This is a genomic window from Pantoea sp. X-Soil-TKNS-1280, assembly GCF_059730475.1.
The window spans coordinates 3,881,317-3,896,953 of sequence record NZ_AP035962.1 but is presented as its reverse complement, the minus strand read 5'-3'; the positions used below and the strand labels follow the sequence as shown (position 1 = coordinate 3,896,953).

At 55.2% G+C, this 15,637-nt stretch carries 13 protein-coding genes; 11 read left to right on the top strand and 2 right to left on the bottom strand.

All coding sequences use genetic code 11. The features are described 5' to 3' along the window. The first annotated feature begins 144 nt into the window (after positions 1-144). From mreB to tldD, 7 genes are all read left to right on the top strand, one after another. Positions 145-1,188: a rod shape-determining protein MreB gene (gene mreB, locus AC6I8X_RS18085; protein WP_003855260.1), complete on the top strand. Its 1,044-nt coding sequence runs from the start codon at positions 145-147 to the stop codon at positions 1,186-1,188. Positions 1,189-1,336: 148 nt separating this feature from the next. Then, positions 1,337-2,362, top strand: coding sequence for a rod shape-determining protein MreC (mreC, locus tag AC6I8X_RS18080; protein WP_310617729.1), 1,026 nt, complete (start codon positions 1,337-1,339; stop codon positions 2,360-2,362). Continuing rightward, a complete protein-coding gene (gene mreD / locus AC6I8X_RS18075; RefSeq protein ID WP_084877224.1) occupies positions 2,359-2,847 on the top strand; it encodes a rod shape-determining protein MreD in 489 nt (162 codons plus the stop codon). The genes mreC and mreD overlap by 4 nt, the downstream gene beginning before the upstream one ends. 8 nt (positions 2,848-2,855) lie before the next feature. Continuing rightward, positions 2,856-3,449 (top strand): Maf family protein, encoded by a 594-nt coding sequence (locus tag AC6I8X_RS18070; RefSeq protein ID WP_313683344.1) that lies wholly within the window; start codon positions 2,856-2,858, stop codon positions 3,447-3,449. After that, the gene (gene rng / locus AC6I8X_RS18065; protein WP_299447262.1) at positions 3,439-4,908 is read left to right on the top strand and encodes a ribonuclease G; all 1,470 of its coding nucleotides are present in this window, start codon (positions 3,439-3,441) and stop codon (positions 4,906-4,908) included. The genes AC6I8X_RS18070 and rng overlap by 11 nt, the downstream gene beginning before the upstream one ends. Positions 4,909-5,075: 167 nt before the next feature. Beyond that, complete coding sequence (gene yhdP / locus AC6I8X_RS18060) at positions 5,076-8,891, top strand: AsmA2 domain-containing protein YhdP (protein ID WP_497840247.1); 3,816 nt, start codon at positions 5,076-5,078, stop codon at positions 8,889-8,891. A gap of 65 nt (positions 8,892-8,956) precedes the next feature. After that, positions 8,957-10,402: a metalloprotease TldD gene (gene tldD / locus AC6I8X_RS18055; protein WP_084877214.1), complete on the top strand. Its 1,446-nt coding sequence runs from the start codon at positions 8,957-8,959 to the stop codon at positions 10,400-10,402. Positions 10,403-10,503: 101 nt separating this feature from the next. On the opposite strand, the gene aaeR is transcribed toward tldD, so the two are convergent. After that, the gene (gene aaeR, locus AC6I8X_RS18050) at positions 10,504-11,421 is read right to left on the bottom strand and encodes an HTH-type transcriptional activator AaeR (RefSeq protein WP_299447253.1); all 918 of its coding nucleotides are present in this window, start codon (positions 11,419-11,421) and stop codon (positions 10,504-10,506) included. A 269-nt stretch (positions 11,422-11,690) separates the two neighbouring features. On the opposite strand from aaeR, the gene aaeX reads away from it, so the two are divergent. The 4 genes from aaeX (at position 11,691) to AC6I8X_RS18030 (ending at position 15,238) form a co-directional block, all read left to right on the top strand. Further along, entirely contained in the window at positions 11,691-11,894 is a 204-nt protein-coding gene (gene aaeX, locus AC6I8X_RS18045) for a p-hydroxybenzoic acid efflux pump operon protein AaeX (RefSeq protein WP_013510717.1), read from the top strand. Positions 11,895-11,902: 8 nt separating this feature from the next. Continuing rightward, positions 11,903-12,832 carry a p-hydroxybenzoic acid efflux pump subunit AaeA gene (gene aaeA / locus AC6I8X_RS18040; RefSeq protein WP_299447247.1) on the top strand — a complete coding sequence of 310 codons (930 nt, stop codon included), beginning with the start codon at positions 11,903-11,905 and terminating at the stop codon, positions 12,830-12,832. A gap of 9 nt (positions 12,833-12,841) precedes the next feature. Next, a complete protein-coding gene (aaeB, locus tag AC6I8X_RS18035) occupies positions 12,842-14,794 on the top strand; it encodes a p-hydroxybenzoic acid efflux pump subunit AaeB (protein WP_497840246.1) in 1,953 nt (650 codons plus the stop codon). A 174-nt stretch (positions 14,795-14,968) separates the two neighbouring features. Beyond that, positions 14,969-15,238 (top strand): barstar family protein, encoded by a 270-nt coding sequence (locus tag AC6I8X_RS18030; RefSeq protein ID WP_313683350.1) that lies wholly within the window; start codon positions 14,969-14,971, stop codon positions 15,236-15,238. 58 nt (positions 15,239-15,296) lie between these two features. Here AC6I8X_RS18030 and yhcN read toward each other — a convergent pair whose 3' ends face one another. Beyond that, entirely contained in the window at positions 15,297-15,560 is a 264-nt protein-coding gene (yhcN, locus tag AC6I8X_RS18025; protein WP_299458378.1) for a peroxide/acid stress response protein YhcN, read from the bottom strand. Between the last annotated feature and the right edge of the window lie 77 nt (positions 15,561-15,637).

Below are 15,637 nucleotides of genomic sequence, written 5' to 3'. Positions count from 1 at the left end.
ACCGCAGCATACACTGCTGTAAAAATTAGCTAGCATATTTTTTCACCGAAGCGGAACGTTTTTGCGCCTTGTAGCGGCTTCGCGTGGTTGGTAAAGTAGGCGGATTTTATTTTCCGCCCCCAGCTTGCAGGATTATCCCTTAGTATGTTTAAAAAATTTCGTGGCATGTTTTCCAATGACTTGTCCATTGACCTGGGTACCGCGAATACCCTGATTTATGTAAAAGGACAGGGCATCGTGCTGAACGAGCCTTCCGTGGTTGCCATTCGTCAGGATCGTGCCGGATCCCCAAAGAGCGTTGCCGCCGTTGGTCATGACGCCAAACAGATGCTTGGCCGTACACCGGGCAATATCGCTGCAATTCGCCCGATGAAAGACGGTGTAATTGCAGACTTCTTTGTCACCGAAAAAATGTTGCAGCACTTTATTAAACAAGTGCACAGCAACAGTTTTATGCGCCCCAGCCCGCGTGTGCTGGTGTGTGTGCCGGTGGGTGCAACCCAGGTTGAGCGTCGTGCTATCCGTGAATCTGCGCAGGGCGCAGGTGCGCGCGAAGTGTTTCTGATTGAAGAACCGATGGCCGCTGCGATCGGTGCCGGTCTGCCGGTATCAGAAGCGACGGGTTCGATGGTGGTGGATATCGGTGGTGGTACCACTGAAGTTGCCGTTATCTCTCTGAACGGTGTGGTTTACTCCTCTTCAGTGCGTATTGGTGGTGACCGCTTTGATGAAGCTATCATTAATTATGTACGCCGTAATTACGGCTCGCTGATCGGTGAAGCAACCGCTGAGCGTATTAAGCATGAGATCGGTTCTGCGTATCCGGGCGATGAAGTCCGTGAAATCGAAGTTCGTGGTCGTAACCTGGCTGAAGGTGTGCCGCGCGGCTTTACGCTGAACTCCAATGAAATTCTGGAAGCGCTGCAGGAACCGCTGACCGGTATCGTGAGTGCGGTGATGGTGGCGCTGGAGCAGTGCCCGCCGGAACTGGCTTCCGATATCTCCGAGCGTGGCATGGTGCTGACCGGTGGTGGCGCATTGTTGCGTAACCTCGATCGCCTGCTGATGGAAGAAACCGGCATTCCGGTGGTCGTGGCCGAAGACCCGCTGACCTGCGTAGCGCGTGGCGGTGGTAAGGCGTTGGAAATGATCGACATGCATGGCGGCGATTTGTTCAGCGAGGAGTAAATCCTCATCGGCTGAGGCCGTGGTCAAATTGCGCAGGGAATGAGCGCCGATGACGACGCTGCGCATGACGGCACGATGCGTCCAGCCCTGGAGGCGCAGGTTTTAGGACCCGCGCTTCTTCCCTGATGTCGAGGAACACGCAGATTTTATGAAGCCGATTTTTAGCAGGGGACCATCCCTGCAGTTGCGCCTCTTTCTGGCAGTCATTGTGGCCATCGCGATTATTATCGCCGATAGCCGCGTGGCCTCCTTTTCCCAGATTCGCAACTACCTGGACACATCGGTCAGTCCATTTTACTTCCTGGCTAACGGGCCAAGAGAGCTTCTTGACGGCGTTTCCGCCACGCTGGCTTCGCGCCAGCAGCTGGAACTGGAAAACAAAGCACTGCGTCGTGAACTCTTTCTGAAGAACAGCGACCTGCTGATGCTGGGGCAATACAAGCAGGAAAACGCGCGTCTGCGCGAGCTGCTCGGCTCACCATTACGCCAGGATGAGCACAAGATGGTGACGCAGGTGATCTCCACCGGCACCGATCCCTACACCGATCAGGTGGTTATCGACAAAGGCAGCGTAAACGGCGTTTACGAAGGCCAGCCGGTGATCAGCGATAAAGGTGTCGTGGGGCAGGTGGTGGCGGTAGGCCAGGTGACCAGCCGTGTGCTGCTGATCTGTGATGCCTCCCATGCGTTGCCGATCCAGGTGCTGCGTAATGATATCCGCGTGATTGCGGCCGGTAACGGCTGTAATGAAGATCTGCAACTTGAGCATCTGCCAGGCAATACCGACATTCGTGTGGGTGATGTGCTGGTCACCTCGGGTCTGGGGGGGCGTTTCCCGGAAGGCTATCCGGTTGCCGTGGTGTCATCGGTGAAAGTGGATACGCAGCGTGCGTATACCGTTATCCAGGCACGCCCAACCGCGGGTCTGCAGCGTCTGCGTTATCTGTTGCTGCTGTGGGGAGCGGATCGTAACGGCGATATGCCAATGGCACCAGATGAAGTGCACCGTGTTGCCAATGAACGTTTAATGCAGATGATGCCACAGGTCTTACCGCCAGCCGGTGAGATGGGGCCGCCCGCGCCCGGCAGTCAGCAAATGGGACCACCCGCGCCTGCCAGCAATGGCAGCAGTTCGCAGGTAACACCGGCGAACTCGCGTGGAGGCCAGCCTTGAGTCGATATCGCAGCCAGGGCCGATGGGTTATCTGGCTGTCCTTCCTGATTGCCCTCATCCTGCAAATCATGCCCTGGCCAGAACAGTTCTACATGTTCCGGCCATCATGGCTTTTGTTGATCCTCATCTACTGGGTGCTGGCGTTGCCACACCGGGTTAATGTTGGCACCGGCTTTGTGCTGGGCGCCATCATGGATCTGGTGGCCGGTTCAACGCTGGGCGTGCGTGCGCTGGCATTGAGTATCATCGCCTACCTGGTCGCCTTTAAATTCCAGCTTTTCCGTAACTTAGCGTTGTGGCAGCAGGCATTAATGGTTATGGTGCTGTCACTGGCGGTGGATGTTATTGTTTTCTGGGCGGAATTTTTGGTGATTAATGTCTCCTTTCGTCCGGAAATCTTCTGGAGTAGCGTTGTCGACGGCATTCTCTGGCCCTGGCTATTCTTATTAATGAGAAAGATTCGCCGTCAGTTCGCTGTTCAGTAAGGAAAACTATGATAACCCTGTACCTGGCTTCCGGTTCACCGCGTCGACGTGAGCTGTTGACGCAGCTTGGCCTGCAATTTGAACGTCTGGTCACCCATGTGGAAGAACAACGTCTGCCAGCGGAAGCCGCTGAGGTTTATGTGCGTCGTCTGGCAATCGATAAAGCGCTTGCCGGGGTGGCTGTGGCCCCGCAGGATTTGCCAGTGCTGGGTGCTGATACCATCGTGGTACTTCATGGTGAAGTGCTGGAAAAACCGGCCGATGCGGCTCACGCGACCCGCATGCTGAGTAAGCTATCCGGGCAGACACATCAGGTGATGACCGCAGTGGCGCTGGCCGACCAACGGCAGCAACTGGATTGTCTGGTGGTCACAGACGTGACCTTCCGCAAGATCACGGCGGAAGAAATTGCGCACTATATCGCCAGTGGCGAACCGATGGATAAAGCCGGCGCTTACGGGATACAGGGCATGGGCGGGAACTTCGTGCGCAAAATTAATGGAAGCTATCACGCAGTGGTGGGATTACCGCTGGTTGAGACCGGTGAGTTGCTCAGCAATTTTCAGTCACTGCGTGCGCTAAGGGGACAAGATGACGGCTGAACTGCTGGTAAATGTGACACCCTCGGAGACACGCGTCGCTTATATTGATGGCGGCATTTTGCAGGAAATCCACATCGAGCGCGAAGCGCGCCGCGGCATTGTAGGCAACATCTACAAAGGACGCGTCAGCCGTGTGCTGCCGGGTATGCAGGCGGCATTTGTTGACATTGGCCTCGACAAAGCGGCTTTTCTGCACGCTTCTGACATCATGCCGCACACCGAATGTGTCGCGGGCGATGAACAAAAGAATTTCAACGTGCGCGATATTGCCGAGCTGGTACGCCAGGGGCAGGATTTAATGGTGCAGGTGGTGAAAGATCCCCTCGGCACCAAAGGCGCACGCCTCACCACCGATATCACGCTGCCGTCGCGTTACCTGGTGTTTATGCCGGGTGCCTCGCACGTTGGCGTCTCCCAGCGTATCGAAAGTGAAGCCGAGCGCGAACGTCTGAAAGCGGTGGTTGCCGCCTACTGCGACGATCTTGGTGGCTTTATTATTCGCACTGCCGCCGAAGGGATTGGCGAAGAAGAGCTGGCGCAGGATGCCGCGTTTCTCAAGCGTCTGTGGACCAAAGTCAGTGAACGTAAGAAGCGCAACCTGACGCGTTGCCTGCTGTATGGCGAACTGGCGCTGGCACAGCGTGTGTTGCGTGATTTTGCCGGTGCGGCGCTGGATCGCATCCGGGTGGATTCCCGCCTGACCTGCGATCTGCTGGTGGAATTTACCGGCGAATACATCCCGGAGATGGCCAGTAAGCTGGAGTTATACAGCGGTAAACAGCCGATTTTCGATCTCTACGACGTGGAAAACGAGATTCAGCGTTCGCTCGATCGCAAAGTTGAACTGAAGTCTGGCGGTTATCTGATCATCGATCAGACTGAAGCGATGACCACCATCGATATCAATACCGGTGCGTTTGTTGGCCATCGCAATCTGGACGAAACCATTTTCAACACCAATATCGAAGCCACTCAGGCGATTGCCCGCCAGCTTCGGCTGCGTAATCTGGGTGGCATCATCATTATCGATTTTATCGACATGAGTAATGATGACCACCGCCGCCGTGTGTTGCATTCGCTGGAAAGCGCGCTCAGCAAAGATCGGGTGAAAACCGGGATCAATGGTTTCTCGGCGCTTGGGCTGGTGGAAATGACGCGTAAACGCACGCGCGAAAGCATCGAGCATGTGCTGTGTGCCGATTGCCCGGTATGTAAAGGACGCGGCACGCTGAAGACGGTGGAAACCGTCTGCTATGAAATCATGCGTGAGATTGTGCGTGTGCACCATGCCTACGATTCTGACCGCTTCCTGGTGTACGTCTCTCCGGCGGTGGGGGAAGCGCTGAAAAGTGATGAGTCCCACGCGTTAGCCGAAGTGGAGATATTTGTGGGCAAACAGGTGAAAGTCCATGTTGAACCGCTTTACACTCAGGAGCAGTTTGACGTGGTGATGATGTAATTTTTCTTGTTTATGCTGGCCTTGCACGACGTTTTGTCATGGAACCGGGCTAAAAATAGCCCCTTTTTTGGGGTAATATGCGTTTTCGACCCGATTGTTCCGCATTGATAACGGTCAGGGCTTGAGAGGTATTGATCCGTAATCCGGCGGAAAACAAGGAGAGGTGTGTGAGGCGGTTGCCGAGGATTTTGTTACTGCTACTCGCCACAATCATCGTTATTGTGGCGCTGCTGGTCAGCGGGTTGCGCCTCGTCATGCCGCATCTCAACAGCTACCGCAGCGACATTTTGCAGGTCATCTCCCGCACCACAGGCGTGCCGGTGCAGGCCAGCGAGCTGCAGGGTAGCTGGGAAAATTTCGGCCCCACGTTGCAGGTGCGCGATCTGCATATTGCCATGCAAGACGCCGGGCAGTTGAGCATTGGTCGCGTCAATCTGGCACTCAATATCTGGCAGTCACTTTTTCAGTGGCGCTGGCAGTTTCGCGATCTCACCTTTTGGCAGATGCACGTCGAACTCAATCGTCAGTTGCTCACCAGCGATGAACAGAAAAACAGTTTCAAGCCGACGCAGATCAACGAACTCTTTCTGCGTCAGTTCGATCATTTCGACCTGCGTGATAGCAGCATCCGTTTTCTGACCCCTTCCGGGCAACACGCCGAGCTGGCGATCCCCCGTCTCACCTGGCTGAATGAAAAAACACGTCATCGCGCTGAAGGTGAGGTGAGCCTGTCGAGCTTTACCGGCCAGCATGGCGTGGTGCAGGTTCGTCTCGATCTTAATGACAACAACGGCCTGCTCGATACCGGGCGTATCTGGATGCAGGCGGATGATGTCGATGTGCGTCCGTGGATCGGTCGCTGGCTGCGCGATAACACCAGCCTCGAAAGCGCGCGTTTCAGCCTCGCCGCATGGGTAAATCTGCGTGATGGCGATGTTTATGCCGGTGATTTGCTGCTGCGGCAGGGCGGTGCACGCTGGCGTGGCGAACAGGGTGATCATCAGTTGCAGGTGGATGGTTTAACCGCCCACCTGTCCCGTTTCCAGAATGGCTGGATGGTGTCCGTGCCGCAAACTCGTCTCAGCACCGATGGGGTTGCCTGGCAACCGGGACATTTCTCGCTGCTATGGAAACCCGAAGATCAACAATTGCTGGGTGCCAGCAGTGCGCCGGAAATCCGCGTGCGCGCTACCCAGTTGGATCTGCAACGTCTTGCGCCACTGATACCGCTGTTCTCGCCACTCTCGCCAACGCTGTTCGACAATTGGCGCGCACTACAACCGCAGGGCTACATCGATGCGCTGGCGCTGGATATCCCCTTACAGCAACCCGAACAAACCCGCTTGCAGGCCCAATGGCGTGATTTAAGCTGGCAGCACTGGGAACTGTTGCCGGGCATCAGCAAACTGAGTGGTAACGCCAGTGGCAGCCTCAGCAATGGTCAGCTGGATGTGGCGATGGGGCAGGCCGAGGTTCCCTACGGTGATATGTTCCAGGCACCGTTACAAATCCAGCAAATCACCGGCAAGCTCAACTGGCGGCATGATGATAATGGCCTGACGCTGGATGGCCATCAGCTGGATGTGAAGGCGCGTTCGCTCTGGGCGCGCGGCGATTTCCTCTATCAGCAGAACCTCGGCAAAGCGCCACGGCTGGATATTCTGGCGGGGATTCGCGTGACCGATGCGGGCGATGCCTGGCGTTATTTCCCGGAACCGCTGATGGGCCATGGCCTGACGGACTATCTCAGCAACGCGATTAAAGGCGGGCAGGTTGATAATGCTACGCTGCTGTTTGCCGGTGATCCGACGCTGTTTCCCTTCCGCCACAACGACGGCATGTTTGAAGTCTGGGTGCCGCTACGTCATGCCACCTATCAATTCCAGCCCGGCTGGCCAGCGATTAACAATCTCGACATCGATCTCGATTTTGTCAACGACGGTCTGTGGATGAAAGCCAATCAGGCGAAGCTGGGAGAGGTGGATGCGCGCAATATCAGCGCGGTGATCCCGGATTACCTGAAAGAGAAGCTGATTATTGATGGCGACCTGAGTGGTGAAGGTAAGCAGATTGGGGATTACTTCGAACTCACCCCACTCAAGCCATCGCTGGGGGCGGCGCTGCAACAGCTACAGATCAAAGGCAATGTTCGTGGTCAGCTCAATCTCGATATTCCGCTGAATGGTGAACTGGTTCATGCCAGCGGCAACGTGGTGATGAACAATAACAGCCTGCATATCAAGCCGCTGAACACCACACTGAACAACCTCACCGGGCGTTTCCGTTATAACAACGGCAATCTGCAAAGTGAGGAGATGCAGGCGAATTGGTTCGGACAGCCGGTTGGCGTCAGCTTCAGCACCCAGGAGAACCCGGATAACTTTGGCGTCAATGTGAAATTGCTGGGTGACTGGCAGCTGGCGAAGTTAAAGGTGCTGCCTTCGACCCTCACCAGCCAGCTGAGTGGCAATCTGCCCTGGCAGGGCAATGTCGATATCACCCTGCCGAATAAAGGTGGCGCAAGCTACAAAATAGATTTGCAAGGCGATGGCAAAGAAGTAAGCAGTCGCTTACCGGCTCCGCTGGATAAGAGCGCAGGTTCCGCGCTGCCGATTACCATTGCTGCCAGCGGTGACCTGCGCGGATTTGATCTCAGCGGTAGTGTGCTGGGGCATCATCGTTTTAACAGCCGCTGGCTGCTGGAGCCACAGCTGCGGGTCGATCGCGGTATCTGGCTGAACGATGCTAAAACGACGCCGAAATTGCCTGAAAATCGCGGCATGGTGCTGAATTTACCTGAGATGGACGGTGAGGCCTGGATGGGGCTGCTGGCTGGATCGGGCAGCTCGCGCAATGCGCAGGGTGAAACCAGTATTGGCGGCGCGCTGCTGCCGGGGGATGTTACGTTGCATACCCCGGCGCTGCGGCTGGCAGGCCAGCAATGGCATGATCTCAGTGCTACCGTGACCCAGGGGCCGACCGGGAATACCGATGTGCAGCTCGACAGCCGTGAAGCGCGTGGCAGTCTGAAAATCGCACAGAATGCGCCCTGGCAGATCGCTCTCAGCTATCTTTACTACAACCCGGAATGGGCGGAGAGCAAGGATGGCACAGCATCACCGTTCGGTAGCGATACCAACATCAATTTCACCAACTGGCCAGCTCTGCAACTGAGCTGCCAGGAGTGCTGGCTACGCGGGCAGAAGTTTGGCCATATGCAGGCGTTGCTGCAACCCCATGGCGATACGTTAGCACTCACTAACGGTTCGGTGGATACCGGTAACTCAAAGCTGAGCGTCAACGGGGAATGGGTCAATAAACCCGGTGAGCAACGTACCTCGCTGAAAGGAACGCTGAGCGGTAACAACATCAACGACGCCACTAACTGGTTTGGCGTGAACACGCCGCTGCGCGATTCACCGTTTAAAATCGAATATGATTTACACTGGCGCTCCGCACCCTGGCAGCCCTCTGAGCCAACCTTAAGCGGTACGCTGAAATCACATTTCGGCAAAGGCCAGATTGCGGATGTCAGTACCGGTCGTGCCGGTCAGCTGCTGCGGCTGATGAGCTTTGACGCCCTGCTGCGCAAGCTGCGTTTCGATTTCAGTGATACCTTCGGCCAGGGCTTCTTTTTCGATTCAATTAATGGCACGGCGTGGATTGAAAACGGCGTGATGCATACCGATAACCTGTTAGTTGATGGTCTTGAAGCGGATATCGCCATGCAGGGTAAAGTTGACCTTGTGAAACGTGAGATCGATATGGAAGCCGTAGTGGCACCGGAAATTTCGGCTTCGGTAGGCGTGGCGACCGCTTTTGTGATCAACCCGGTGGTCGGTGCCGCGGTTTTCGCCGCCAGTAAGGTGCTGGGGCCGGTGTGGAACAAAATCTCGCTGCTGCGTTATCACATCAGCGGACCACTGGATAAGCCGGAAATCAATGAAGTGCTGCGCAAACCGCGTGAAAACGACAAGAAGTGAATTTGACGCCGTCGGGGAATTACCGCAGGCTATGAAGTATCCGAGCAAATACTGAGTGAGAAACGATGACTCTGAATCTGGTAAGTGAGCAGTTGCTAACTGCGAACAGCATTAATCAGCAGGACCTTTTTTCCCTGTTAGGGCAGCTTTCAGAACGTCGTCTGGATTATGCCGATCTCTATTTTCAGTCCAGCTTCCATGAATCCTGGGTGCTGGAAGACAAAATCATCAAAGATGGCTCTTACCATATCGACCAGGGCGTTGGCGTTCGCGCGGTAAGCGGTGAGAAAACCGGTTTTGCCTATGCAGACCAAATCACCCTGAACGCGTTGCGTCAGTCGGCTGAAGCCGCGCGCAGCATCGTGCGTGAGCAGGGTAATGGCAAAGCCCATACCTTATCGGCGGTGATCAACCGTTCACTGTACGCCGCGGTGAACCCACTGGATAGCCTGACGCGTGAAGACAAAATCGCTTTGCTGCATCGTGTTGATAAGGTGGCGCGCGCCGCTGACCCACGCGTGCAGGAAGTGAACGCCAGTCTGACCGGGGTTTACGAGCAGGTGCTGGTGGCGGCCACCGATGGCACACTGGCTGCCGATGTACGTCCGCTGGTGCGTCTGTCTATCAGCGTACAGGTGGAAGACCAGGGCAAGCGTGAGCGCGGCTCCAGCGGCGGCGGTGCCCGTACCGGTTATGAATTCTTCCTGGCCGATGAAAGCGGTGATGTGCGCGCGGATGCCTGGGCGCGTGAAGCGGTCCGTATGGCACTGGTTAATCTGTCAGCCGTTGCGGCACCGGCGGGGACACTGCCCGTGGTGCTGGGTGCTGGCTGGCCTGGCGTGTTGCTGCATGAAGCGGTCGGTCACGGTCTGGAAGGCGACTTTAACCGTCGCGCGACCTCGGTGTTCAGCGGCAAAATGGGGCAATTGGTGGCGTCTGAGCTGTGTACCGTAGTGGATGATGGCACCATCGAAGGTCTGCGTGGTTCGCTGGCGGTGGACGATGAAGGTGTACCGGGTCAGTACAACGTATTGATCGAAAACGGGGTGCTGAAAGGCTACATGCAGGACAAACTCAATGCGCGTCTGATGGGCGTCAATCCTACCGGGAATGGCCGTCGTGAATCCTATGCTCACCTGCCAATGCCGCGTATGACCAACACCTATATGCTGGCGGGCAAATCCACGCCGCAGGATATCATTGAAAGCGTGGAATATGGTCTGTACGCCCCGAACTTTGGCGGCGGCCAGGTGGATATCACCTCCGGTAAGTTTGTGTTCTCAACCTCGGAAGCCTATCTGATTGAGAACGGTAAAGTGACCAAACCGGTGAAAGGTGCCACGCTGATTGGCTCCGGTATCGAAGCCATGCAGCAAATTTCGATGGTGGGTAACGATCTGGCGCTGGATAAGGGCGTTGGCGTCTGCGGTAAAGAAGGACAGAGCGTACCGGTTGGTGTGGGTCAGCCGACGCTGAAGCTGGACAAGCTTACTGTCGGCGGAACCGCCTGATTTAGTACCGATTTGTAGCGGCGCGATTTATCGCGCGGGTTTGGCAGAACATGCCAGTGCCTGAAAAGAGCACGATAAATCGCGCCGCTACGGAATAATGCTTAACTTTTACGGTGCTGCTGATACTGGCGCGCCACCCGTTTGAAATACTCGGTCAGATAATCAATACACACCTGCACTTTCAGCGGCAGCTTATCCTTTTCGGTATATAACGCGTACACCGGTCGCGGTGCCGACTGATACTGCGGAAACACAATATCGATCTCGCCGGTGTTAATCTCGTTAATTACCCACATCAGTGGCACATAAGCGATGCCACATCCGGCTTTCAGCCAGCGAATCAGCGTCAGCGAATCATTGGTGACGAAGCGCCCCTGCGGCGTCAGACGTGTGACCAATCCTTCCGGTGCAATCAGTTCAAAGGTGTTATCTGGTCGTACGCTGTATTCCAGCCACGAAAGATTATCGATTTCGCTCGGTTTTTCCGGCACTCCCTGCTGTGCCAGATAACTTTTCGCCGCGCACACCACCATCGGCATGGCCCCCAGCCGACGCGAGAACAGGCTGGAGTCCTGCAACTCACCCACGCGTATCACCAGGTCCAGTCCATTGGCGATGAGATCCGGTGCCGGGATGCCGGTGACTAAATTGACGCTCAACCCCGGATATTCGCGTAGCATGTCGCCGGTCATATCGGCGAGGACATTTTGCGCCATTGTAGAGGAGCTGCCGATGCGTAAAATACCAATCGGCGTGTTGTTGAAGGCATACAGCTGCTCGTGCACCTGCATCGCCTCTGCCAGCATGCGGCGGCAGCCCTGATAATAGATTCTGCCCGCTTCGGTCAGCCCAATGCTGCGGGTGCTGCGATTCAGTAGTTTGACCTGTAGCTCATCTTCCAGTTTCGCGACTATCTGGCTGATAGACGAAACGCTAAGATGAAGCTGACGTGCCGCGGCGGTAAAGGAACCTAATTCAACCACTTTGGCGAAGATGGACATGCCTTTAAGTCGTTCCATTGTTTACTCTGGCTAAAAAGTGATTTAGCTCACAATATGTAGAAAACGTATAGTCAAGCGCGTTACTATACGCACGCTGGGTCTTTTCACCGCACCTGAACATGGCAGCAAATCTGTCCGTGTTTGTCAGATGATACGCTATGATTAGCTCAAACGGCCTGAATGTTGCCATCAGTCTACCCGTCATCCCACTATCATCAACCCGTCGTGTTTTGTGGCGTACGGGCAGGTATCGGTGCAATCCGGCAAGGTCGAACTAAGGAACCGTAATGAGTGTGCTTCCGGTATTTGTCGTATTTGGGTTGTCTTTCCCGCCCATCTTCATTGAACTGATTGTTTCGCTGGCGCTGTTCTGGCTGGTGAAACGCGTGCTGACGCCAAGTGGATTGTATGATCTGGTCTGGCATCCGGCACTTTTTAACACAGCGTTGTACTGCTGTGTGTTTTACCTTGTATCCCGTCTATTCGTCTGAGGTTTTAAGTGAAAGCGCTAATAAGAAAAATCGCGCGCTACGCGATTACTCTCCTGCTGGTTGTCATCGCTATCGTGATCATCTTCCGCGCCTGGGTGTTCTACACCGAATCCCCGTGGACGCGTGATGCAAAATTCTCCGCCGATGTCGTGGCGATCTCTCCGGATGTCACCGGTTTGATCACCGATGTGCCGGTCCATGATAACCAACTGGTGAAGAAGGGCGACACGCTGTTCGTGGTTGATCGTCCGCGTTACCAGATGGCGCTGGATCAGGCCCAGGCCGACGTTGAATATTACCAGGCGGTGGCTAACGAAAAACGTCGCGAAGCTGCACGCCGTAATCAGCTCGGCACCAGTGCGATGTCGCGTGAGGCTATCGATCAGGCGAACAACGACCTGACCACCACCGAGCATCAACTGGCGAAAGCCATCGCGACACGCGATCTGGCGGTGATCGATCTTGATCGCACCACCATCAAAGCACCGTCTGACGGCTGGGTCACCAACCTCAATGTGTATGAAGGCGAGTTCATCACGCGTGGCTCCGTTGCCGTCGCGCTGGTACAACAGCATTCATTCTATGTGATGGCTTATATGGAAGAGACCAAGCTGGATGGCGTACGTCCGGGCTTTCGTGCCGAAATCACGCCGCTGGGTAGCAACACCGTGCTGCGCGGCACCGTCGATAGCATTGCGGCGGGTGTCACCAACAGCAGCAGCAGCGTCGATAGCAAAGGTATGGCTACGGTCGATTCCAATCTGGAATGGGTGCGTCTGGCACAGCGTGTACCGGTACGTATTCATCTTGATGATCAGCCAGGTAATCGCTTCCCGGCGGGTACCACTGCGACCGTGGTGATCACCGGTGATAAAGATCGCCAGACGAAAGTCTCACCAATGACCCAGTTTTTCAATCGCCTGCGTGAGTTTGGTTAAGAGGGCGATATGATTGAGTTCCTGCGTTTCCCGGTGAAGCTGACGTTTGCGCTGGTCGCCGCGCTGATGATTGGCTTTCACTTCAATCTGGAAACGCCGCGCTGGGCAGTGATGACTGCCGGGATTGTGGCGGGTGGCACCGCCTTTGCCGCCGGGGGGGATCCCTACTCCGGCGCGCTGCGTTACCGCGGCATTCTGCGTATTATCGGCACCTTCATCGGTTGTATTGCGGCTCTGACCATTATGATCGCGACAGTGCGTGCGCCCGTAGTGATGCTGCTGTTGTGCTGCCTGTGGGCCGGGCTTTGCGTCTGGCTCTCTTCACTGATCAAAGTCGAAAATTCCTATGCCCTCGGTCTGGCTGGTTACACTGCGCTGATTATTGTCGTCACCGCCGATGCCAGCGGGGGGTTGACGCTGGCACCGCAGTTCGCGGTGGAACGTTGCAGCGAAATCGTACTGGGTATTCTCTGCGCCATTCTGGCGGACATGATTTTCTCACCGCGGTCGATTAAAAAAGTCATCGACCAGGAAGTGGATGCGTTGCTGGTGGCACAGTACAAATTGCTGCAGCTGTGCGTTGCGCACGGTGATAAAGACGAAGTCGATAGAGCCTGGAGCGCGCTGGTACGCCGTACCACCGCATTGAACAGCATGCGCAGCCAACTGATGATGGAATCATCGCGCTGGCAGAACAGCAACCGTCGTTTGCAGATGCTGAATACGCTGTCGTTAACGCTGATTACCCAGGCGGCCGAAACCTTCCTGATCCAGAATTCACGTGCGGATTATATTCCGCCGCAATATCGCCTGTTGATCGAGAAAGAAGTCAGCAGCGTTGATGATGTCCACAAGCGTATGAAGATTATGCGTCGGGTGATTGGTGTCAGCAGTAAAACCTCGCCGCTGACGCTGGCCAGCTGGGTTGGGGCTGCGACTGAATACCTGCTGCTGATTAATGGTGTGAAAAGTAACAGCCGTATCACCACGCTGGAAGAGGGCATCCTTGAACGTGAAGTGGTGATTCAGGCCCGCTCTGCCGAAACCCATCATGCGATGATTAACGGCGTGCGCACTTTTGTCGCTACCGCGCTTGGCTCGCTGTTCTGGCTCTATACCGGCTGGACTTCCGGTAGCGGTTGTATGGTGATGCTGGCGGTGATCACCGCACTGGCGATGCGTATGCCAAACCCGCTGATGATGGCGAAAGACTTTTTGTACGGTATGACTGTCGCGGTACCACTGGGTGCGCTGTACTTTATCTACATTATGCCTGCCACTCAGCAAAGCATGTTGCTGCTGTGTATTGCCATTGGTTTGCTGGGCTTTATTGGCGGCATCTTCGTGCAGCGCCGTCAAATCGGCACGCTCGGGGCGCTGATCGGTACGATTAACGTGCTGGTGCTCGATAACCCGATGAAGTTTGAGTTCAACGTGTTTCTCGATAACGCACTTGGTCAGGTCATTGGCTGTTTTGTGGCGATGATGGTGATTCTGCTGATTCGCGACAAATCGAAAGAACGTACCGGACGTAAGCTGCTCAACCGCTTTATGTATGCGGCCGTGTCGGCCATGACCACTAACCAGGCACGTCGCCGGGAAAACCATCTTCCCGCGCTGTATCAGCAATTGTTCCTGCTGCTCAACCTGTTCCCGGGTGATATTAATAAATACCGTATCGCCCTGACGCTGATTATCGGTCATCAGCGCTTACGCAATGCGGAAGTCCCCATCAATGCTGATTTGTCGGCTTACCACCGTCAGCTGCGAGCCACTGCAGACCAGGTTATTTCGACGCGCAGTGATGATAAACGGCGCGTCTATTTTGAGCGGTTATTGCAGGAGCTGGATATCTACCAGGAAAAACTCCAGCAATATGCGGCACCAGGCAGCGTGACCGAGCCAGTGAAACGGTTAGCCGCTATGCTGAGTAAGTACCGCAACACATTGATTCAAATCTAAAACGAGCCGCCGCGTTTATCGCGCGGCCCGTTGTCACAAAACCCCCGGATAATGCCATCTATACTTTCCTGACAGAATGCAAACTGGCGGGAGAAGCAGGGATGCCCCCTTCTTTTGCCGTGACGCATTCATTTCAACGCTTTAATCAGTAGTGGCACAGAGAGGATCGTCATGATGAGAATCGAACGTTTTGATTTCGATGAAATCGTCGATCAGGCGCACTTTTTCCGGCAGTTCAGCGACCGTTTTGCGCTGGCGGATTTGGCGATTATTGATCTGGACGATCTCTGGGAAGTGGTGACCGGCGATCAACTGCCGTTGCCGCTGGAGATTGAATTTATTCACTTAGGAAAGGGACAGAAGCGCCGCTATGGCGCGTTGATTCTGTTGTTTGATGAAGCAGAAGAGGAGCTGGAAGGGCAGCTCCGCTTTAATGTGAAGTAACCACAAAAAGGGCCCCGGCGAGCGGGGCCAAAGGGTTCGTCAAGCAGTTGACGAGGAATTACTTATACAGTTCAGCAGTAATGTGATAATTGTCGCCAGTGCGGGCTTCAATCACTTTATAAGCGCTGGCACCCTGTTCATCGGCTTTCTGCGAAAGCTGAGCACGATAATCCATAGGCGCACCGGCAGTACCACTGATAGTCACTGTCCCCGCAGGCTGCATAGTCTGAGCCTGTTCTGCTGTGACCAGCTGTGCGGCAGACGCACCAAAAGCGAGGACAGAGAGCAGGCTGGCAGTTGCGATGGTTGTTTTGATTTTCATTGTATTCTCCTTTAGCAATCAACAACCTGCGGTGATAAGTGGGGAGCGGGTCGTCGATCTCTATCCTGGCGCCCGCA